Annotated in this window: 17 protein-coding genes and 2 pseudogenes; 18 read left to right on the top strand and 1 reads right to left on the bottom strand. The window is 67.0% G+C overall.

Translation table 11 applies throughout. From position 1 onward, the window contains the following. From AVE30378_RS30860 to aspT (AVE30378_RS30845), 4 genes and pseudogenes are all read left to right on the top strand, one after another. A pseudogene (locus AVE30378_RS30860) lies at nt 1–150 on the top strand (electron transfer flavoprotein subunit alpha/FixB family protein); the annotation flags it as partial. Nucleotides 151–347: 197 nt separating this feature from the next. After that, entirely contained in the window at nt 348–2,039 is a 1,692-nt protein-coding gene (aspT, locus tag AVE30378_RS30855; protein WP_129246757.1) for an aspartate-alanine antiporter, read from the top strand. Nucleotides 2,040–2,148: 109 nt separating this feature from the next. Then, the gene (locus AVE30378_RS30850) at nt 2,149–3,990 is read left to right on the top strand and encodes a bifunctional aspartate transaminase/aspartate 4-decarboxylase (RefSeq protein WP_129246755.1); all 1,842 of its coding nucleotides are present in this window, start codon (nt 2,149–2,151) and stop codon (nt 3,988–3,990) included. 28 nt (nt 3,991–4,018) lie between these two features. Then, nucleotides 4,019–5,719 carry an aspartate-alanine antiporter gene (aspT, locus tag AVE30378_RS30845; RefSeq protein WP_129246753.1) on the top strand — a complete coding sequence of 567 codons (1,701 nt, stop codon included), beginning with the start codon at nt 4,019–4,021 and terminating at the stop codon, nt 5,717–5,719. Here the strand turns inward: aspT (AVE30378_RS30845) and AVE30378_RS30840 are convergent. After that, a complete protein-coding gene (locus AVE30378_RS30840; RefSeq protein ID WP_129246751.1) occupies nt 5,716–6,636 on the bottom strand; it encodes a LysR substrate-binding domain-containing protein in 921 nt (306 codons plus the stop codon). The genes aspT (AVE30378_RS30845) and AVE30378_RS30840 overlap by 4 nt on opposite strands. Before the next feature lie 98 nt (nt 6,637–6,734). On the opposite strand from AVE30378_RS30840, the gene AVE30378_RS30835 reads away from it, so the two are divergent. From AVE30378_RS30835 to AVE30378_RS30770, 14 genes and pseudogenes are all read left to right on the top strand, one after another. Then, nucleotides 6,735–7,940 carry a CaiB/BaiF CoA transferase family protein gene (locus AVE30378_RS30835; protein WP_129246748.1) on the top strand — a complete coding sequence of 402 codons (1,206 nt, stop codon included), beginning with the start codon at nt 6,735–6,737 and terminating at the stop codon, nt 7,938–7,940. Further along, entirely contained in the window at nt 7,937–8,704 is a 768-nt protein-coding gene (locus tag AVE30378_RS30830) for an enoyl-CoA hydratase/isomerase family protein (protein WP_129246746.1), read from the top strand. The genes AVE30378_RS30835 and AVE30378_RS30830 overlap by 4 nt, the downstream gene beginning before the upstream one ends. 65 nt (nt 8,705–8,769) lie before the next feature. After that, the gene (locus AVE30378_RS30825; RefSeq protein WP_129246744.1) at nt 8,770–9,747 is read left to right on the top strand and encodes a tripartite tricarboxylate transporter substrate-binding protein; all 978 of its coding nucleotides are present in this window, start codon (nt 8,770–8,772) and stop codon (nt 9,745–9,747) included. A 10-nt stretch (nt 9,748–9,757) separates the two neighbouring features. Next, a complete protein-coding gene (locus AVE30378_RS30820) occupies nt 9,758–11,584 on the top strand; it encodes an acyl-CoA dehydrogenase (protein ID WP_129246741.1) in 1,827 nt (608 codons plus the stop codon). 156 nt (nt 11,585–11,740) lie between these two features. Further along, nucleotides 11,741–12,382 carry a peroxiredoxin gene (locus AVE30378_RS30815; protein ID WP_129246739.1) on the top strand — a complete coding sequence of 214 codons (642 nt, stop codon included), beginning with the start codon at nt 11,741–11,743 and terminating at the stop codon, nt 12,380–12,382. Nucleotides 12,383–12,671: 289 nt separating this feature from the next. Next, nucleotides 12,672–13,652: a sulfate ABC transporter substrate-binding protein gene (locus AVE30378_RS30810; protein ID WP_244235187.1), complete on the top strand. Its 981-nt coding sequence runs from the start codon at nt 12,672–12,674 to the stop codon at nt 13,650–13,652. A 24-nt stretch (nt 13,653–13,676) separates the two neighbouring features. Beyond that, nucleotides 13,677–14,567: a sulfate ABC transporter permease subunit CysT gene (gene cysT / locus AVE30378_RS30805; protein ID WP_165360350.1), complete on the top strand. Its 891-nt coding sequence runs from the start codon at nt 13,677–13,679 to the stop codon at nt 14,565–14,567. Beyond that, nucleotides 14,564–15,463, top strand: coding sequence for a sulfate ABC transporter permease subunit CysW (cysW, locus tag AVE30378_RS30800; RefSeq protein ID WP_129246731.1), 900 nt, complete (start codon nt 14,564–14,566; stop codon nt 15,461–15,463). The genes cysT and cysW overlap by 4 nt, the downstream gene beginning before the upstream one ends. Before the next feature lie 26 nt (nt 15,464–15,489). Then, nucleotides 15,490–16,554, top strand: coding sequence for a sulfate/molybdate ABC transporter ATP-binding protein (locus tag AVE30378_RS30795; RefSeq protein WP_129246729.1), 1,065 nt, complete (start codon nt 15,490–15,492; stop codon nt 16,552–16,554). Then, nucleotides 16,551–17,294: a phosphoadenylyl-sulfate reductase gene (locus tag AVE30378_RS30790; RefSeq protein ID WP_129246727.1), complete on the top strand. Its 744-nt coding sequence runs from the start codon at nt 16,551–16,553 to the stop codon at nt 17,292–17,294. Before AVE30378_RS30795 ends, AVE30378_RS30790 begins: the two co-directional genes overlap by 4 nt. A 40-nt stretch (nt 17,295–17,334) precedes the next feature. Continuing rightward, the gene (cysD, locus tag AVE30378_RS30785; protein ID WP_129246725.1) at nt 17,335–18,243 is read left to right on the top strand and encodes a sulfate adenylyltransferase subunit CysD; all 909 of its coding nucleotides are present in this window, start codon (nt 17,335–17,337) and stop codon (nt 18,241–18,243) included. Between the two features lie 41 nt (nt 18,244–18,284). Beyond that, complete coding sequence (locus AVE30378_RS30780) at nt 18,285–19,583, top strand: sulfate adenylyltransferase subunit 1 (RefSeq protein ID WP_129246723.1); 1,299 nt, start codon at nt 18,285–18,287, stop codon at nt 19,581–19,583. A 211-nt stretch (nt 19,584–19,794) separates the two neighbouring features. After that, nucleotides 19,795–21,135: a PA0069 family radical SAM protein gene (locus AVE30378_RS30775; protein WP_129246721.1), complete on the top strand. Its 1,341-nt coding sequence runs from the start codon at nt 19,795–19,797 to the stop codon at nt 21,133–21,135. Between the two features lie 73 nt (nt 21,136–21,208). Then, nucleotides 21,209–21,444 (top strand): annotated as a pseudogene (locus tag AVE30378_RS30770) (hypothetical protein); the annotation flags it as partial.

The raw sequence follows: 21,444 nt of genomic DNA, 5'->3' as shown, positions 1-21,444 counted from the left end.
GGTGCCATCCAGCATCTGGCCGGCATGAAGGATTCCAAGGTCATCGTCGCCATCAACAAGGATCCGGAAGCCCCGATTTTCGGCGTGGCCGATTATGGCCTCGTGGGCGATCTGTTCCAGGTCGTGCCCGAACTGGCCAACGCTCTGTAAGCTTTCCGAAGCCTGCTTTGCCCAAAGCCCGCCAGCGTTCTCGCTGGCGGGCTTTTCCGTTTTGGCGGCAAGCGTTCGGCGTCGTTGGATTCCGATACTACAAATCTTTTGATTTATCGAAAGATTCTGATAATGTGTTTCGCGCGCAGCTCAATTCGCGCAAGTGCTTGACCTGGACAGAACGAAGGAGATTCGGGATGGAATGGTTCTTTGACACTCTGCGAAAATATCCGGAACTCGCGATATTCCTAACCTTGGGCTTGGGATATTGGATAGGCGCTAAGAAAATATTCGGGTTCAATCTGGGCGCGGTCACCGGCACCTTGCTGGTGGGCGTGCTGGTAGGGCAACTGGGCATCACGATCGCCCCCATCGTCAAGCAGGTCTTCTTCCTGCTTTTTCTTTTTGGCCTCGGCTACGGCGTCGGGCCTCAATTCTTCCGCGGCATGAAAAGCGACGGCCTTCCCCAGGTCATCTTCGCGGTCATCATTTGCGTAATCTGCCTGCTGGTCACATGGGGCACGGCGGTCGCCTTCGGCTTTGACGCCGGCACCGGGGCGGGCCTGCTGTCCGGCGCGCAGACCATTTCCGCGGTGATGGGGGTGGCGACGGACACGATCAACGGCTTGAACGTCGACGCGGCGACCAAGAAGCAATGGATCGATAGCATCCCGGTGGCCTACGCGGTCTGCTACATCTTCGGCACCGTGGGCAGCGCCTGGATCCTGGCTTCGCTGGGTCCGAAGCTGATGCGCGTGGACATCGTGAAAGAGTGCCAGGAGTACGAAGCCAAGATGTCCGGCGGCGCCGACTCCATGGAGCTCTCGGGCTACCGCAAGTTCACGGCCCGCGCCTACAAGCTGGATCGCCCCGAGTTCGTGGGCAAGACGGTGGGAGAGCTGGAATCCCGCTTCGTCGAGGCCCGGGTCTTCGTGGAGCGCATCCGCCGCGGCGACCAGATCGTGGACAGCGATTCCAAGACCGTGCTGCAGGCCGGCGACGTCCTCGGGGTGACCGGCAGGCATGACGCCCTGGTCCTTCAGGCGCCGGGCCTCATCGGCAGCGAGGTCGAGGACCGGGACGTGATCAACCTGCCCGCCGAGATCGTCGAGGTGGTGCTGACCAACAAGAACCTGGCCGGCAAGACCGTCCAGGAAATCGCCCAGAGCGACAAGGTGCGCGAACTGGGCCGCGGCGTCTTCCTGCGCAAGGTCGTGCGCGGCGGCCACGAAATGCCGGTCAACTGGGGCCTGAAACTGGACCGCGGCGACCGGCTGTTCGTGCTGGGCGCCAAGCGCGACGTGGAGCGGGTGGTCGGCAAGGTCGGCTACGTGGACCGCGCCACCGACCAGACCGACATGGTGTTCGTGGGCTTCGGCATCCTGCTGGGCGGCCTGTTCGGCTCCCTGGTGCTGACCGTGGGCGGGATCCCCATCACGCTGTCGACCTCCGGCGGTTCGCTGATCTCCGGCTTGATCTTCGGCTACCTGCGTTCCGTGCATCCCACCTTCGGGCGCGTGCCGGAGCCGGTGCACTGGTTCCTGACGTCCGTCGGGCTGACCGCCTTCGTGGCGGTGGTCGGCATCTCGTCCGGGCCGGGCTTCGTGCAGGGCTTCCAGCAATTGGGAGCGAAGCTCTTCGTCGCGGGCATCATTGCCACCAGCGTGCCCATGATCCTGGGCGTGTACATCGCCCGCTACGTTTTCAAGTTCCACCCCGCCATTGCGCTGGGCGTCTGCGCAGGCGCCCGGACCACCACGGCCGCCATCGGGCAGATCACCGAAACGGCCAAGAGCCAGGTGCCCGCCCTGGGCTACACAGTGCCTTACGCGATCGGCAACACCCTGCTCATCATCTGGGGGATCGTCATCGTTTTGCTCATGACCTAGCGGGACATCCGCGGGCCGGCGGCCCGCGGGCAGCACAAGAAGGGCGGCGGGCGCACCCGCTCGCGCCCCGGCAAGCGCCTGTCACAACGCAAACCAGGAGTACTGAACAATGGCTTCCACCGCGCCTCTCACCATCAGCCTGGCCTCGGCCCTGAAAACGACCCGCTCGCGCCAGCGCGACCTCGAGCAGTTGTCCCCCTTCGAACTGAAGGACTACCTGATCACGCTGGCCAAGGACAACCAGCAGACCGCCGCGCTGACCATGCTGAACGCCGGCCGGGGCAATCCGAACTGGATCGCCACCGAGCCCCGCGACGCGTTTTTCCTGCTGGGCCAGTTCGCGATGAAAGAGGCGCGCCGGGTGCGCGATGAAGTCATCCTGGCGGGGATGCCGCCCAAGAAGGGCTGCGCCGACCGCCTGCGAAAATTCCTGTCCAAGCACAAGGGCGACGACGGCTACGACTTTCTCCTGGGCGTGCTGGAATACGGCGTGAAGATCAAGGGATTCGATCCCGACGCCTGGATCCACGAACTGACCGACAGCATCATCGGCGACAACTATCCCGTGCCGCCGCGCGCGCTGGTCCATATCGAACAGATCCTGCACGACTACCTGATCAAGGAAATGTGCGACGGCCGCCCGCCCAAGGGCAAGTTCGACCTGTTCCCGGTCGAGGGCGGCACCGCGGCCATGTGCTACATCTTCGATTCGCTGATGCAGAACGGCTTGCTGAAGCAGGGCGACACCATCGCCCTGTTCCTGCCGACCTTCACGCCCTACATCGAGATCGCGCACCTGGAGCGCTTCCAGTTCAAGATCGTGGCCATCAACGCCGACAGCCTGCGGGCCGACGGCACGCACGATTGGCACTATCCCGCGTCCGAAATCGCCAAGCTGGAGAACCCCAGGATCAAGCTGGCGGTCACGGTGAATCCCAGCAATCCGCCGTCCGTGGCGTTCAATCCGGTGGAAATGAAGCAGATCGTGCGCCTGATCCGCAAGAATCCGGACCTGGTGCTGGTGACGGACGACGTATACGGCACCTTCGTGCCGAATTTCCGTTCGCTGATGGCCGAGGTGCCGCACAACACGATTTGCGTGTATTCGTTCTCGAAGAATTTCGGCTGCACGGGCTGGCGCCTCGGGGTGATCGCGACCCACGAGACCAACACGATGGACCGCCGCATCGCCGAGCTGCCGGCGTCGTGGAAGAGGCGCCTGAACAAGCGCTATGGCGCCATGACGATGGAGCCCGAGAAGCTCAAGTTCATCGACCGGATGGTCGCCGACAGCCGGAACGTGGCGCTGAACCACACGGCGGGCCTGTCCCTGCCGCAGCAGGTGCAGATGGGCTTTTTCGCCTTGTCGCACTTGCTGGACCTGAAGGACGCCTACAAGCACCTGACGATGAAGATCGTGCGCGGCCGGCGCGACGCCCTGTGGCGCGGCCTGGGCATTCCGCTGCCGCCGGAAGACCCGATGCGCGGCTGGTACTACGTGGAACTGGACTTCATGGTCTGGGCCAAGATCATGTACGGGGACGGCTTCTGCAAGTACATGACGTCCAACTACGAGCCTGTTGATTTCCTGTTCCGCCTGGCGGAAAAATCCGGCGTGGTGCTGATGGACGGCGGCGGCTTCGGCGGGCCGCCGTGGTCGATCCGGATTTCGCTGGCCAACCTGGACGACGGCGACTACGCCAAGATCGGCAAGTACATGGTCGAGGCCGCCACCGAGTACGTCGAGGCCTGGAAGCACTCCGAACTGGTGCGTTCGGGCCCGACCGCGGGCAAGGGCCAGAAGGTCAAGGCCTCGGCGGCCAAGCGGGCTGCGGGAAGCAGGAAAACCAGCGCCAGCGCGGCCCGGAAGGCGGTGAAGCAGGCGGTCGAGAAGGCGGACACGGCGGCCAAGTCCGCCAAGCCCGCCAGGAAGGCCGCGGCGCGCAAGTAGACGGCAACCTCAAGGGCGACATGACGACATGACTTGCTCGGTCGGGTTTTTCAATAGCGTACCCATCGCAGTGCTGTTCGTGACGGTGGGGTTGGGATACCTGATCGGCAAGCTCAAAGCCGGGCCGATCCAGTTGGGCGGCGTGTGCGGGACGCTCATCGTCGCCCTGCTGATCGGCCAGACGGGGTGCCAGATCCGCGGCGACCTGAAGGAAGTCGCGTTCGCCCTGTTCATTTTCGCGATGGGGTATTCGGGCGGCCCGCAGTTCTTCGCCAACCTGAACCGCTCCAGCCTGCGGTACATCGTGCTGCCCGTCATCGAAGCCTTGCTGGTGCTGACGATCGTGCTGGCCGCGGTGCCGCTGTTCGGCCTGGACGCGGGCACCGCCGCCGGGCTGGCGGCGGGCGCGGCAACCGAATCGGCGGTGGTGGGCACGGCGGCCGAGGCGCTCAAGCACCTGGGACTGGCGGATGCCGACGTCCAGCGCATGGAAGCCAACATCGCCACGGCCTATACGCTGACCTACCTGGTGGGGCTGATCAGCATCGTGTTCTTCACCAGCCAGGTCGCGCCGGCGCTGCTGCGCATCAACCTGCGCGAGGCGTCCAAGGCGCTGGAGGAAAAGCTGGGCGTGACGGCGGGCGAGAGCGAAGAGGCCAACATGCCCACGCTGCCGCGGCTCGTCGGACGCGCGCACGTCGTCAAGGATGCCGGCGCCTTGCGCGTGGCCGAGGTGGAGTCGCAGCTCGGCGGGCGCACCGTCATCAGCCGCATCCTGCGCAACGGCGAGGCGGTGGACGCCTCGCCCGACGACGTGCTGGCCGTGGGCGATATCGTGGTGCTGCTGGGAATGCGGCGCTTCGTGCTGCGCGCGGGCTCCCTGATCGGGCCCGAGATCCAGTTGCCCGAGGCGCATGCCGACGACCTGCAACTGAGCGAGCTGGCCGTCATCGTCAACCGGAAGGCCGTCAACGGCCATACGGTCGGCGAACTGGCCAGGCGGCCGCGCGCCCAGCGAGCGCGAGGCGTCTTCCTGCAGTCCCTCGTGCGGTCGGGCCATTCATTGCCGATCACGCCATCCACCGTCGTGCAGTACGGCGACCTGGTCACGCTGGTGGGCGCCGAGCCCGAACTGTCGGAAGCCGGCGCGGCGCTGGGCAACGAGCTGCGGCGCAGCGGCGTGACCGACCTGGTGTTCCTGGCCTTCGGCATCCTGGCCGGCCTCTTGATAGGCAGCCTGAGCGCGCGGCTCTGGGGCATTCCGGTATCGCTGGGCAGCGGGGGCGGGGCGCTCGTCAGCGGCCTGGTCTGCGGCTGGATCAACGCCAAGCGGCCCGCGCTGGGCCACATACCCGACCATGCGGTGCAGTTGCTGAAGGACCTGGGGCTGGCGATTTTCGTGGCTTGCGTCGGCTTGTCGGCGGGGCCGGAGGCCGTGTCTCTGATCCGCGAGCACGGCGCGGTGCTGCCGGTGATCGGCCTGCTGGTGTCGCTGGGGCCGGCCTGCCTGTCGCTCTGGCTGGGCCACAAGATCCTGAAGATAGAAGGCCCCTTGCTGGTGGGGGCGATCGCGGGCCAGCACGTCAGCACGCCCGCCATCAGCGCCATCCTGGGCGCCAGCGGCAGCTCGGTGCCGCTGCTCGGCTACACCGTGACGTATGCCATCGCCAACGTGCTGCTGCCGGTCCTGGGACCGATCATCGTGTCGTTGGCGCATCACTTGAGCTAGAGCAGCGTGCACCCCTGCCACGCCTGGTCGTTGATCAGGCGTTTTATTTCGTCCGTGCACATCGCGATGACCTGGCTTACCGCCGGCGAGGGAGGCAGGCTCTCGCTGGCGCATAGCACCAGTTCGCGCGAAAGCGCGGCGTCGAGCGCGTGCGCGACGATGGATCCTTCCGCGATTTCGGGCTGAGCGGCCGAGCTGGGCAGGATGGTGGCGGCCATCGCGCTGCGCACGGCGGGGATCAGGATGGCCGAGGTGCTGGCTTCGGCGAACAGATTGCAGGTCAGGCCGGCGGTCAGGAAAGCGTGGTCCAGGCGCGCGCGCAGCGTGTTGGGCAGGCTGGGCAGGACCAGCGGCAGCGCGGCGAAGTCCGCGATGGCCAGGGTGCGGCGCGGCAGCGCGACGCTGGCGTGGGCCAGCAGGAACAGGCTTTCCCGCAGCAGCGGCGTGCGCAGCAGGCCCTGCATGGGCTGCTGGTCCGGAGACAGGGAAAAATCGATGCGCCCTTGCAGGACCAGCTTGGTCAGGTCCGCGCTGGGCACGTCGACGATTTCCAGCACCACCGAGGGCAGCTCCGCCTTGACGCGGCGCATCAGCGGCAAAGCCAGCATGCGGGCGGTGCTGGAGGCCAGCCCGATCGACACCGTGCCGGTGACCTGGTCCGCCGTCTTCGACAGCAGGCTGCGGGTGCTGTCGACCTGGCGCAGGATGGTCTGCGCATGCCGGTACAGCAGCAGGCCTTCCGCCGTGGGCTGCACGCCTTTGGCGCCGCGCACCAGCAGCGCGACGCCCAGGTTTTCCTCCAGCAGGGACATCTGCTGGCTGAGCGCGGGTTGCGCCACGTGCAGGCTTTCCGCGGCGCGGGTCATGTTCTGCATTTCCACCACGCGGACGAAGTACTTGAGCTGACGCAGATTCATGGAATAAGAAAAACTTATTGGAGGATCGGAAAATAGTATTTTCTATGCTTCTGAGGCGCTGCCTAGAATGGGCCTCAACTCAGAAGAGGGTGACGGACATGAGCCTGCCATTGGCCGGACTGAAGGTGCTGGATCTGACTCGGGCGCTTTCCGGGCCTTTCTGCACAATGATTCTTGGGGATCTTGGCGCCGAGGTCGTCAAGGTGGAACCCATGCCGGCGGGCGAGATGGCGCGGCAATGGGGGCCTTTCGATGATGATATAAGTGTTTATTATCTTAGCGCCAACCGCAGCAAGCAAGGCATAGGCGTCGACTTCCGCAAACCGGAAGGGCTGGCGCTGCTGCGCAGGATGGCCCTGGCATCGGACATCGTGGTCGAGAACTTCAAGGTGGGCACGATGGACGCGATGGGCCTGGGGTACGCCTCGCTGGCCCAGGAGCATCCGGGCCTGATCCTGGCGTCGATTTCGGGCTTCGGCAGCAAGGGGCCGGCCCGCGACTGGGCCGGGTTCGACCAGGTGGCGCAAGGGTACTCCGGCTTCATGAGCCTGACGGGCACTCCGGAGTCGGGGCCCATGCGGGTGGGCGTCGCCATCGGCGACCTGACCGCGGGAATGTGGCTGGCCATCGGCATCTTGTCCGCCGTCGCGCAGCGCGCGTCCACCGGACGCGGGCAGCACGTGGAAACGTCGCTGCTGGCCGGGCTCATGGCGCTGCTCAGCGTGCAGGGCCAGCGCTATCTCAGCAAGGAAGAGGTGCCGCAGCCTTGCGGCAACGTGCATCCCGTGATTGCGCCCTACGGCACGTTCGAGACCGCCGACGGGCCGCTCAATCTGGCGCCGGCCACCCAGGCGATGTGGGTCAGGCTTTGCGGCATCCTCGGGCTTTCGCACCTGGTGTCCGACCCGCGCTTCCTCACGAATGCCGAGCGCATGCAGCATCGCTATGAATTGAAAGGGGAGCTGGAGGCGGGGCTCAAGCGCAGGACGCGCATGGAATGGACCGCGCTGATGATCGAAGGCGGCATTCCCGCGGGGCCGATCAATACCCTGGAAGACGTGTTCGCCGATCCGCAGGTGCAGGCTTGCGGACTGGTGCGGTCGTTGACGCATCCGGTGCTGGGAGAGTTGCGGCAGGTGGGCCTGCCGCTGGGCCTGAGCGGCGCGGAGGCGGCAAGCCACCGCGCTCCGCCCGTGTTCGGCCAGCATACGCGCGAAGTCTTCGCGCGCTACGGCATGGCGGACGCCGAGATCGACCGCCTGCTGGCCGACGGCGTGGCGCACCAGGCGGAGGCCGCCGCATGACCGCCGCCTCCGATACGCCCAGCCTGTCCGTGGACGGCAGCATCGCGACCCTCCGCCTGCGCCGGCCCGGCCATGCCAACCGGCTCGGCCCGCAAGACCTGGATGTTCTCAGAGAGCATCTGGACGCGGTGAACGCCAATGACGCCGTGCGGGTGCTGCGCATCCTGTCCGAGGGCAAGTATTTCTGCAGCGGCTACGACATTTCGTCCCTGGCCTCGGACAGCGCGCCAAGCTCGCTCTACTTCGGCCAGACCATGGACCTGATCGAGGCGGCGAGGCCGGTGACGATCGCGGCGGTCCAGGGGGGCGCCTATGGCGGGGGCACCGATCTGTGCCTGGCCTGCGATTTCCGCATCGGCACGCCGCGGGCCGACATGTTCATGCCGGCCACGCGGCTCGGCTTGCATTTCTACGCGGGCGGCATGTCCCGTTACGTGACCCGGCTGGGCCTGGACCAGGCCAAGCGCCTGTTCCTGACCGCGGAACGGATCCAGGCCGACGAGATGCTGCGCATCGGATTCCTGACCGAACTGGTGCCGGAGGATCGCCTGCAGGACCGGCTGGACGCGCTGAGCGCGCAGATCGCGGCGATGGCGCCCATCCCTCTATTCGGCGTGAAGGCGCAGTTGAACCGCATTGCGCGGGGAGAATCCGATCCGGCCGGCATCGAACAGGCGGTATTGCGTTCGGAGCGGTCCCAGGACCTGGCCGAAGGCGCGAGGGCCTGGAAGGAGAAGCGCGCGCCGAATTTCACCGGCCGCTGACGCGGCCGGCGCATCAACGGAGGGCCGCGCCACAAGCGGCTCCGAATCCATCCAAGGAGACCTCGATGAAACCCGCTATTGCCGCCTGCGGCGCCCTGTTTGCCGCCGTTGCCTCGTTTTCCGCGATGCCGGACGGCGCGCATGCCGCCGCCCCGTATCCCTCCAAGCCCCTCACTCTGGTGATCGGATTTCCGCCGGGAGGCGGGGCGGACCAGGTGGGCCGCGTCTATGCGAACGCGCTGGCCAGGCAGCTCAGGCAGCCGGTCGTCGTCGAAAACCGGCCCGGCGCCGGTTCGACGATCGGCGCCAGCCTGGCCGCGCGCGCCGCCGCCGACGGCTATACGCTGTACCTGGGCAATTCCAGCGTCATGGGCAGCGACAGCGCCCTGTACAAGGTGGATTACACGCCGGATGACTTCGTGCCCGTGGCGCAGCTCACCACTGGTCCCATGGTCCTGATCGCGAACGCGAAGCTGGGACTGAAAAGCGTGCAGGATCTGATCGACCGCGCAAAGCGCAAGCCGGGAGCGGTCAATGTGGCGTCGTCCGGCAACGGCGTCATCACCCATCTGGCCGCGGTCGAATTCATGACGCTTGCCGGCGTGAAGCTGATGCACATCCCGTTCAAGGGGGGCGCCGCGGCGGCGCAATCCGTGGCGGCGGGCGACACCGATATCTCGTTCGCCACGGCGCCCTCGGCCAAGGCGGCGATCGATACGGGCAAGGTGGTGGCGCTTGCGGTAACGTCCGGCCAGCCCTCGCGGCTGCTGCCCTATCCGACCATCGGGCAGACCGTGCCCGGGTACGACGTCTCCAACTGGTGGGGAGTCTTTGCGCCCAAGGGCACGCCGCGGGAGGTGCTGGACGCGCTGTTCAAGGCCAGCAACGACGTGCTGGCGCTTGCCGACGTGCAGCAGGGCATGGCGGCCGGCTACGAGGAGGTCACGCCGTCCGCCTCCCTGGACGCGTTCGGCGCCTTCGCCCGCAAAGAGGGAAGCAAGGGTTTAAGATTGGCCAGAGAAAGCCTAGATACAGCCAATTGATGGAGACACCATGCCGTATGCAACCCCATTGCAGGACTTCCGCTTCGCCTTGCGGGAACTGGCCGGACTGGACGAGGTCCTGAAGCTGCCCGGTTTCGAAGAGGTGACGCCCGACCTGGTGGACGCCATCCTGGAAGAAAACGGCCGCTTCGTCGAGCAGGCCGTCGCGCCGCTGAACGTGCCGGGCGACACGCAGCCGCCGGTCTGGAAGGACGGCAGCGTCACTACCACGCCGGGCTATGCGGCGGGTTTCAGGGATTACGCCGCGGGCGGCTGGCAGGGCTTGCAGCACCCCGCGGCCTGGGGCGGGCAGGGGTTGCCCAAGCTGGTGGCGGCCGCGCCGGGCGAGAACATCCAGGCGGCGAGCCTGGCCTTCTCGCTGTGCCCGATGCTGACGGACGGCGTGATCGAGGCCATCCTGACCGTCGGCTCGGACGCGCAGCGCAAACAATACGTGCCGAACCTGATCGGCGGCAAGTGGACGGGCACCATGAACCTGACCGAGCCGCAAGCCGGCTCGGACCTGGCCCAGGTGGCGACCCGGGCGGTGAAGCAGGACGACGGCAGCTACCGGCTGAGCGGCCAGAAGATCTTCATCACCTATGGCGAACACGACCTCGCCGAGAACATCATCCACCTGGTGCTGGCGCGGACGCCGGACGCGCCCGCCGGCGTGAAGGGCATTTCGCTCTTCATCGTGCCCAAGTTCCTGGTGCAGGCCGACGGCAGCCTGGGCAAGCGCAACGACGTCTGGTGCGCTTCCCTGGAACACAAGTTGGGCATCCACGGCAGCCCCACCGCGGTGCTGCTCTACGGCTCGGGCAAGGGCGAGGTGGGCGAGGGCGCCATCGGCTACCTGGTCGGCGAACCGAACCGCGGCCTGGAATACATGTTCATCATGATGAACGCCGCCCGCTATTCGGTGGGACAGCAGGGGATAGGCGTCTCGGAGCGCGCCTACCAGCACGCCCTGGCCTATGCGCGCGAGCGCGTCCAGGGCCGGGCCGTGGAAGGCTCCCCCGGCCCCGTGGCCATCGTGCGCCATCCGGACGTGCAGCGCATGCTGATGACGATGAAGGCGCTGACCGAGGCGGCCCGCGCCATCTCCTACGTGGCCGCCGCCGCCCACGACAAGGGCACGCACCACCCGGACCCGGAACAGCGCTCGCGCAACCGGGCCTTCTACGAATACCTGGTTCCCATCGTCAAGGGCTTTTCGACCGAGAACGCGGTCGAGGTCGCGTCGCTGGGCATCCAGGTGCATGGCGGCATGGGATTCATCGAGGAGACCGGCGCGGCGCAGTACTACCGCGACGCGCGCATCCTGCCCATCTACGAGGGCACGACCGCCATCCAGGCCAACGACCTGGTCGGCCGCAAGACGCAGCGCGACGGCGGCGCCACCGCGCATGCGGCCATCGCGGCGATGCGCGAAACGCTGCGCGCGGTCGAATCCGAGGCGACGCGCGCGGCGGCGGACGAGCGCGACGGCCTGCGCCTGCTGCGCGACAACCTGGACGGCGCCATCCAGGCGTACGAGGCAGGGGTGGCCTTCATCCTGGAGCAATCCGCGTCCAACGTCCGGGCGGCCTATTCCAGCAGCGTTCCCTACCTGATGCTGGCCGGCGTGGTGCATGGCGGCTGGCAGATGGCGCGCGCCGTGCTGGCCTGCCGGCGCCATCTGGCGGCCGGGTCCACCGATCCGTTCCATGCCTCGAAAATGGCCACCGGCCTGTTCTACGCCGCGCACATCCTGCCGCGGTCGCTGGCCCTGTCGGCCGCCGTGCGGGCCGGGGTGGTGGCGGACGCCTGCGGCGCAGGCTTGAATATTGCATAAGGTTATATGTCTTGCGTATTTCCCCCGCTAAAGGTTTGATGGAAGAATCGATTTCCAGGCGGTAATCTCCGCCATGAAACGATTGCCCCGCGCTGCCCGCCCCGGGGGCGGGCGGCGCGGGCCTCCCCCCATCCGCATCCGCATACAGGAGACATCATGAGTCAACTACGCCTGGGCGACACCGCCCCCGATTTCGAACAGGAATCCTCGGCTGGACCGATCCGCTTCCATGAGTATCTGGGCAATAGCTGGGGTGTCCTGTTTTCGCATCCGGCCGATTTCACGCCCGTCTGCACCACCGAACTGGGCTACACCGCCAAGCTGGCCGATGAATTCGCCAAGCGCAACGTGAAGGTGCTGGCCCTGTCGGTGGACGATACCGATTCGCACACCCGCTGGATCGACGACATCAACGACACGCAGTCCACCACGGTCAATTTCCCGATCCTGTCCGACAAGGACCGCAAGGTTTCCGAGCTGTACGACATGATCCACCCGAACGCCAACGCGACGCTGACCGTGCGTTCGGTGTTCGTCATCGATCCCAACAAGAAGGTGCGCCTGACCATCACTTACCCGGCCAGCACCGGCCGCAATTTCAACGAGATCCTGCGCGTCATCGACTCGCTGCAGCTCACCGACAGCCACAGCGTGGCCACGCCGGTGAACTGGGAGGACGGCGACGACGTGATCATCGTTCCGTCCCTGCAGGACGAAGCCGTGATCAAGCAGAAGTTCCCGAAGGGCTACAAGGCCGTGCGTCCGTACCTGCGCGTTACGCCTCAACCGAATAAGTAAATTCGGAAATCGCGGGGCCTGCCCCGCGCAAGCGGAACCGCCGCCCCCCTTCGGGGGAGCGGCGGTTTCTTTTTGGGCCATTCCGGGACGCAACCCCCTCTTTGCGGGGCGGCGGGTTTCCCATTGTTGGGACATGGGTCCTATATGCCTGAGAGCGATGAGCAATCAAAAAATGATTCGTTCCGTTCAGATCGGGCAGACCGCAAACTTGCTTCCACATTACCAAACACAGGGAGCAGGGATGTCTATCAGGAAAGCCGGTTGGCTGGCCGCCTTGGCCGCAGTGACGATGTCGTTCGCGGCGATCGCGCCCGCGCAGGCCCAGCAGAAGCAGACGCTGCTGAATGTCTCGTATGACCCGACCCGCGAGCTGTATCGCGCCATCGACGATGCGTTCGTCAAGCAATACAAGGAAAAGGCGAACGTCGACCTGACGATCCGCCAGTCGCACGGCGGTTCGGGCCGCCAGGCGCGCTCCGTCATCGACGGCCTGGAGGCCGACGTGGTGACCCTGGCCCTGGCGTACGACATCGACGCCATCGCCGACCGCGGCCTGCTGCCGGCGGATTGGCAGGCGCGCCTGCCGCAGAACAGCTCGCCTTACACCTCCACCATCGTGTTCCTGGTGCGCAAGGGCAACCCCAAGCAGATCAAGGACTGGGACGACCTGGTCAAGGACGGCGTGCAGGTCATTACGCCGAACCCGAAGACTTCGGGCGGCGCGCGCTGGAACTACCTGGCCGCCTGGGCCTATGCGCTGGAGAAGAACGGCGGCAGCGAGGACAAGGCCCGCGCCTTCGTGGGCGACCTGCTCCGCCACGTTCCGGTGCTGGACACCGGTGCGCGCGGCTCCACCACCACCTTCGTGGAACGCGGCGTGGGCGACGTGCTGCTGGCCTGGGAAAACGAAGCCTTCCTGGCGCTCGAGGAACTGGGTCCGGACAAGTTCGACATCGTGGTGCCGTCGCTGTCCATCCTGGCCGAACCGCCCGTCGCGGTGGTCGACAAGGTCGTGGACAAGAAGGGCACCCGCGCCGCCGCGCAGGCCTACCTGGAATTCCTCTACACGCCGGCGGCCCAGGAGATCATCGCCAAGAACTACTACCGTCCCATCGACAAGGCCGTGGCCGCCAAGTACGAAAGCAAGTTCCCGAAGGTCAAGCTCGTGACCATCGACGACAAGATCTTCGGCGGCTGGCGCAAGGCCCAGAAGGATCACTTCAGCGACGGCGGCACGTTCGACCAGATCTATCTGCCGCAGAAGAAGTAACCGCACAACGATCGGACGATGGCCATGACTTCAGCCTCGAACTCCGCGGCAATCGGCGCGCAAGCGCCTTTTGCCTTTCGCCGCAACAGCCCGGGCGTGCTGCCCGGGTTCGGTATCTCGATGGGCTACGCGGTGCTGTACCTGAGCGTGCTCGTGCTCATCCCGCTGGCCGCCCTGCCCATCAAGAGCGCGGGGCTGGGCTGGCAGGGCTTCTGGGACGCGGTGTCCGCGCCGCGGGTCGTGGCCTCCTACAAGCTCACTTTCGGCGCCTCGCTGCTGGCGGCGCTGGTGAACCTGGTGTTCGGCACCATCGTCGCCTGGGTGCTGGTGCGCTACCGCTTCCCGGGCAAGAAGATCCTGGACGCGCTGGTCGACCTGCCCTTCGCGCTGCCCACGGCGGTGGCGGGCATCGCCTTGACCGCGCTGTACTCGGAAAAGGGGTGGCTGGGCGGCCCGCTGGCCGAGTGGTTCGGCTGGAAAGTGGCGTTTACCCCGCTGGGCATCGTGATCGCCCTGATCTTCATCGGCGTGCCCTTCGTGGTGCGCACGGTGCAGCCCGTGCTGGAAGACGTGGAGCGGGAGATCGAGGAAGCGGCCGCCAGCCTCGGCGCCAACCGCTGGCAGACCATCCGCCGGGTGCTGCTGCCCATCATCCTGCCGGCCCTGATGACGGGCTTCGCGCTGGCCTTCGCGCGCGCGGTGGGCGAATACGGGTCGGTGGTGTTCATCGCCGGCAACATGCCCATGGTGTCCGAGATCACGCCGCTCCTGATCATCGCCAAGCTCGAGGAATTCGATTACGCCGGCGCCGCCGCCATCGCCACGGTGATGCTGCTGCTGTCGTTCGTGCTGCTGCTCATCATCAACCTGCTGCAAGGCTGGCAGTCGCGCCGCAACCTCGGGAGGCTGGCATGAGCGCGTCGGACCGTCCCGCCCACCTGACCGAGCCGCGCTGGGTGCGCGGCGTGCTGCTTGCCGTCGCGCTGGGATTCCTGGCGCTGTTCCTGCTGGTGCCGCTGGCCGCGGTGTTCGTCGAAGCCTTCAAGAAGGGTTGGCAGCTATACCTGGACGCCATCATTGAACCCGACGCGCTGGCCGCCATCCGGCTGACGCTGCTGGTGGCCGCGATCGCGCTGCCGTTGAACCTGGTGTTCGGGGTGGCCGCGGCCTGGGCCGTCACCAAGTTCCAGTTCCGCGGCAAGCAATTCCTGGTCACGCTGATCGACCTGCCGTTCTCGGTGTCGCCGGTGGTGGCCGGCCTGGTGTTCGTGCTGCTGTTCGGCACGCAAGGCTGGTTCGGCGGCTGGCTCCAGGACCACGACATCAAGATCGTCTATGCCGTGCCGGGCATCGTGCTGGCGTCGCTGTTCGTGACGTTTCCCTTCGTCGCGCGCGAGCTGATTCCGCTGATGCAGGCGCAGGGCAGCGAAGAGGAACAGGCCGCGCTGACGCTGGGCGCCAGCGGCTGGCAGATCTTCTGGCGGGTGACGCTGCCCAATATCAAGTGGGGGCTGCTGTACGGCGCCATCCTGTGCAACGCGCGGGCCATGGGCGAGTTCGGCGCGGTCTCGGTGGTGTCCGGGCAGATCCGGGGGCTGACCAACACCATGACCCTGCACGTCGAGATCCTCTACAACGAGTACCAATACTCGGCGGCGTTCGCCGTGGCTTCGCTGCTGGCCCTGCTGGCGCTGGTGACGCTGGTGGCCAAAAACGTCGTCGAATGGCGCAACGCGCGCTTCCTGAAAGCCGCCGACCTGCCGGCCGAGAATCCCGGCCAGGCGGCCGCCATCAAACCGGCCGTCGCCTGAGACGGCCGGCACAGACGGAGACAAGCATGAGTATCGAAGTCCGCAATCTGTCCAAGCGTTTCGGCGAGTTCCGCGCGCTCAACGACGTTTCGCTGCATATTGAAACGGGCGAGCTGGTGGCGCTGCTGGGGCCCTCGGGCTGCGGCAAGACGACGCTGCTGCGCATCATCGCAGGCCTGGAGTCGGCCGATTCCGGCAGCGTGCTGTTCGCGGGCGAAGACGCCACCTCGGTGGACGTGCGCCAGCGCCAGGTCGGCTTCGTGTTCCAGCACTACGCGCTCTTCAAGCACATGACCGTGTTCGAGAACGTGGCCTTCGGCCTGCGCGTCAAGCATCGTTCGCAGCGCCCGTCCGAGGACCAGATCCGGCGCAAGGTGCACGACCTGCTGGGCCTGGTGCAACTGGACTGGCTGGCGGACCGCTATCCGGCGCAACTGTCCGGCGGCCAGCGCCAGCGCATCGCCCTGGCGCGCGCCCTGGCCGTGGAGCCCCGGGTGCTGCTGCTGGACGAGCCGTTCGGCGCGCTGGACGCCAAGGTGCGCAAGGAACTGCGGCGCTGGCTGCGGCGGCTGCACGACGAACTCCACGTGGCCAGCGTGTTCGTGACCCACGACCAGGAGGAAGCGCTCGAGGTGTCGGACCGCGTCGTGCTGATGAACGCCGGCCGCATCGAACAGGTGGGCACGCCGCGCGAGGTCTGGGAAGGCCCGGCCACGCCGTTCGTCTACGGTTTCCTGGGCGACGTGAACCAGTTGCAGGGCGTGGCCACGCGCGGCGTCTGGAGCGGCGCGGGCCTGTCGCTGCCGGCGCCCGAGCTGGCGCAGGCCGAGGGCCAGCGCGCCACCGCCTACGTGCGGCCGCATGAATTCGACATCGAACGCTACCGCGCGGGCGCCGACGGCATCCCGGTGCGCCTGGCGCACGCGTACCTGGCCGGCCCCAGCGCCTACCTGGAACTCGCCCGGGAGGACTCCGCTTCGCTCCTGGAGGCCGAGGTGCCCGAGTCCCTGTACCGGGAGCTGGGCCTGCGCGACGGCGAAATCCTCCTGGCGCGCCCGCGGCGGGCGCGCATTTTCGCGGTGCAGGCATGACGACGACCGATCTTTACCCCGAACTCGACACGGCCCTTGCGGTCCGCTGGCGCGAACTGAACGCGCGCCTGGCCGACATCCAGCGGCGCTACCCCGACGCCGCGCTGGCGTCGTCGCTGGCCGCGGAGGACATGGTGCTGACGCATGCGCTGTATGGCGGCGGCCCGGACCTGGAGGTGTTCACCCTGGACACGGGCCGCCTCCATGCCGAGACGCTGGGCGTGCTGGACGCGGTGCGCGAGCGCTACGGGCGCGAGGTGACCGTGTACCGGCCCGATGCCCAGGCGGTCGAGCGCCACGTCGCCCAGCACGGCGCCTACGCCTTCTACGAAAGCGTGGACTTGCGCAAGGCCTGTTGCCAGATCCGCAAGGTCGAGCCGCTCAAGCGCGCGCTGGCGGGGCGCGGCGCCTGGATCACCGGCCAGCGGCGGGCGCAGTCCACGACCCGCGGCGAACTGCCGCTCGAAGAGGACGACAAGACCTTCGGCCTCTACAAGTTCAACCCCCTGGCCGAATGGAGCGAGGAAGAGGTCTGGTCCGTCATCCGGGCCCTGGGCATTCCGTACAACCCCTTGCATGACCAGGGCTACCCGTCCATCGGATGCGAGCCCTGTACGCGCGCGATCCGGCCCGGCGAAGACCTGAGGGCGGGGCGCTGGTGGTGGGAGTCCTCCGACTCCAAGGAATGCGGCCTGCATGCGGGCAACCGGGTCATCTCTGTCGTGGCGCGCGCCGAATGACGCCGGCCATGAATTCGAAATCTGTTTTAGTGGAGTAGTCATGTCTGCCGTGATCCAACGCAGCCACCTCGATTGGCTGGAATCGGAAGCGATATTCATCCTGCGCGAGGTCGCCGCGGAAAGCGAGAAGCCCGTCCTGCTGTTTTCGGGCGGCAAGGATTCCGTGGTGCTGCTGCGCCTGGCCGAGAAGGCCTTCCGCCCGGGCCGCTTCCCGTTCCCGCTGATGCACATCGATACCGGGCACAACTTCGAAGAAGTGATCGCCTTCCGCGACGCGCGCGCGGCCGAACTGGGCGAAACCCTGATCGTGCGCGGCGTCGAGGATTCGATCGCGCGCGGCAGCGTGGTGCTGCGCCGCGAAACCGATTCGCGCAACGCCGCCCAGGCGGTGACGCTGCTGGAGGCGATCGAGGAATTCGGCTTCGACGCCTGCATCGGCGGCGCGCGGCGCGACGAGGAGAAGGCGCGCGCCAAGGAGCGCATCTTTTCGTTCCGGGACGAATTCGGCCAATGGGATCCCAAGGCCCAGCGTCCCGAGCTGTGGAGCCTGTTCAACACCCGCGTGCACCGGGGCGAGAACATGCGCGTCTTCCCGATATCCAACTGGACCGAGCTGGACGTCTGGCAGTACATCCAGCGGGAGCGGCTGGCGCTGCCCTCCATCTACTACAGCCATGAGCGCGACGTGGTGCGCCGCAAGGGCCTGCTGGTGCCCGTCACCCGGCTGACGCCGCCGCAGGACGACGAGCAGGTGGAACGCCTGCAGGTGCGCTTCCGCACGGTGGGAGATATCTCCTGCACCTGCCCGGTGGCGTCCGACGCCGCCGACACGATGGCCATCATCGCCGAAACCGCGGTGACCGACATTACCGAGCGCGGCGCCACGCGCATGGACGACCAGACTTCCGAGGCCTCGATGGAGCGCCGCAAGAAGGAAGGCTATTTCTGATCGCACGAGACGCCGGCGCCTGCCGGCGGCAAGGGACGCACATGAACGCACTGAACGATTCTTTTCTCTCCGGCGCCGATACGGGCGTGCTGCGCCTGATCACCGCGGGGTCCGTGGACGACGGCAAGTCCACGCTGATCGGCCGCCTGCTGTACGACAGCAAGGGCGTGTTCGCCGACCAACTGGACGCGATCTCGCGCGCCAAGCACAAGCGGGTGGCGGGCGACGGCATCGACTTCTCGCTGCTGACCGACGGCCTGGAGGCCGAGCGCGAGCAGGGCATCACCATCGACGTGGCCTACCGCTATTTTTCCACGCCCTCGCGCAAGTTCATCATCGCCGACGCGCCGGGCCATGAGCAGTACACGCGCAACATGGTGACGGGCGCGTCGACCGCGGACGTGGCCGTCATCCTGATCGACGCCACCCGGGCGGCCGACGGCAAGCTGCTGCCGCAGACCAAGCGGCACAGCACGATCGCGCGCCTGCTGGGCATCCGCCATATCGTGGTCGCGGTCAACAAGATGGACCTGGTGGAGTGGGACCGCGCCGTGTTCGAGCGCATCCGCGACGCCTACGCCGAGCTGGCCGGCAAGCTCGGCATCGCGCACTTCGACGCGTTGCCGCTGTCCGCGCTGAACGGCGACAACGTCGTCACGCTGTCGCCGAAGACGCCATGGTACGAAGGGCAGCCGTTGCTGGCCTTGCTGGAATCGCTGGACCTCGCCGGCGACGGCCGCACCGCGCCGCTGCGCTTCCCGGTGCAATGGGTGGCGCGCCACGACGGCGACCGCAAGGAGGACTTCCGCGGTTATGCCGGGCGCGTGGCCAGCGGCGTGCTGCGCCCGGGCGATGAAGTCGCGGTGCAGCCGTCCGGCGTGACGGCCGTGGTGCGCGAAGTGCGGGCCTTCGACCGCGCGCTGGACGAGGCGGTGGCGGGCGATTCGATAACGCTGGTGCTGGACCGCGACGTGGACGTGTCGCGCGGCGACGTGATCGTGCACGCGGCCGCGCCCGCGCGGGTCGCGCGCGAGTTCGAGGCCGAGCTGTGCTGGCTCGATGCGCAGGCGTTGAATCCGGCGCGCAAGTACCTGCTGAAATCCGGAACGCGATTGACGTCCGCGAAGATACGCGCGGTGCTGTCGCATCGGGACATCCATGAACTGCAGGAAGTGGAGAACACCGAAGGCACGCTGCGCATGAACGATATCGGGCGCGTGACGTTCACGACCCGCGACTCGCTGGCGGTCGACCGCTATGCCGACGTGCCCGCGACGGGCGCCTTCATCCTGATCGACGAGGCCACGCACCAGACCGCGGCGGCGGGCATGCTGCGTTAAGCCGAAAGAGGCCGGAGAACAACGGATCTCCGGCCCGGATTTTGCTGTTGTTTTTCTGCAAAACCCAGTGCTGGCGCGGGTTTCCAGGCGATATCGCCTGGTGAAACCGATTTGTCCGGACGGCGTCCGCGTCTTGCGGTAAAGTGGGGTTGTCTTACGAAAAGGCTTTTGGTGCTTGTCAAAACCACTGTGTTTTTGTACAGTAGTTTTCATGGCACGCACCGATCATTCTTTTCCCGCCGGTTCTGGGTCCCCGGCTGCCGCCCCCGCCGCCTTGCGCGGTCGGGGTGCGGTTACTAATGTTCGGCATCGCTTTCAGCGCGATGACCGCGTGCAGGTCGACGACGGCTGGTCCGCTTCCGGATTGCCCGCCGACTTCGTAGATTCCGTCCCCGATAATTTTTCCGACACCGCGCCCAGGGTCATCCCGATCCTGCCCGACACGCGCCACGCGCCTCCCGCGCCCAAGACCACGGTCACCGCGGAAGAGGCCCGCAAGATGCTGTCGCGCAACGATTCGCCCGACATCCCCTTCGACGTCGCGGTCAATCCGTACCGGGGCTGCGAGCACGGCTGCGTGTACTGCTACGCCCGGCCCACCCATTCCTACCTGGGCTACTCCCCCGGGCTGGATTTCGAGACGCGGCTGGTGGCCAAGGCCAATGCCGTCCAGGCCCTGCGCGCCGAACTCGGCCGGCCCGGGTACAAGCCGTCGCCCATCAACATCGGCTCGGCCACGGACCCGTACCAGCCCATCGAACGCGAATGGCGCCTGACGCGCGGCCTGCTGGAACTGATGCTGGAAACCCGGCATCCGCTCACCATCGTGACGAAGAACGGGCTGGTCGCCCGCGACCTGGACCTCCTCGCGGCGCTGGCCGAGCAGAAGCTGGTGGTGGTGTACATGAGCATCACCACGCTGGACGCCGGCATGGCCCGCACGCTGGAGCCCCGCGCCGCCGCGCCCTGGCGCCGCCTGGAAGCCGTGCGCAGCCTGACGGACGCGGGCGTGCCGGTGGGCGTGCTGGTGGCGCCCGTCATTCCGTTCATCAACGACGAATCCATGGAACACATCCTCCAGGAGTCCAAGGCGGCGGGCGCGCATTACGCCAGCTACACCGTCCTGCGCCTGCCCTGGGAGGTCAAGACCCTGTTCGAGGACTGGCTGAACGTCCATTTTCCCGACCGGGCCCAGCGCGTGCTGCATCGGGTCGAAGACCTGCGCAACGGGCGGCGCAACGATCCCAACTTCGGTACGCGCATGCGCGGAACCGGCGTCTGGGCCGACCTGCTGCGCCAGCGTTTCGCCGTGGCCACGCGCAAGCTCGGGCTGAACCGGCACCGCCTGGCCCTGGACTGCGACCGTTTCCTGCGTCCGGCCAGCGCTCCCGGCACGGCGGGAACGGTTTCCGATTTCCTATCCCCGGTTGGCGCGCAAGCGTCTTCAGGGGTCCCTTTTCCTGCCGCACGGCCCGTTGCCGGCGGCGCGCGAGGGCGCGGAATGCGCCAGTTGCACGCCGCGGCCGCAGGCCAGTTGTCGTTGTTCGATTGACCGCCGGCTGACGCCGCGGAGGGTGGCCAGGGCGCCGTGTCTTGGCGCCGGTTCGTCTTTACTAGGAGTTCCTATGAACACCGCTGATATTTCCGTCCTGTCGGATGAGCTTGCCGTCTCGCTGAACCCGCTGCGCCGCGGGGCGCACCGCGCCCGTGCCGCCTGCGCCAGGCTGGCGGGGCTGGCCCTGCCCTGGAACGCGTCCTCGGCCGGCGCCGCGCCTCGCCAACGCGCGCGTCCGGGCTCCACGCCCGCCCGTTGGCCGTTCCCGCCCGCGCCGGCCGAAGAGGGCCTGCTGGCTGGCAAGGG

This window comes from Achromobacter veterisilvae (assembly GCF_900496975.1).
Classification (GTDB): domain Bacteria; phylum Pseudomonadota; class Gammaproteobacteria; order Burkholderiales; family Burkholderiaceae_B; genus Achromobacter; species Achromobacter veterisilvae.
This window is presented reverse-complemented; position numbering and strand designations above follow the sequence as displayed.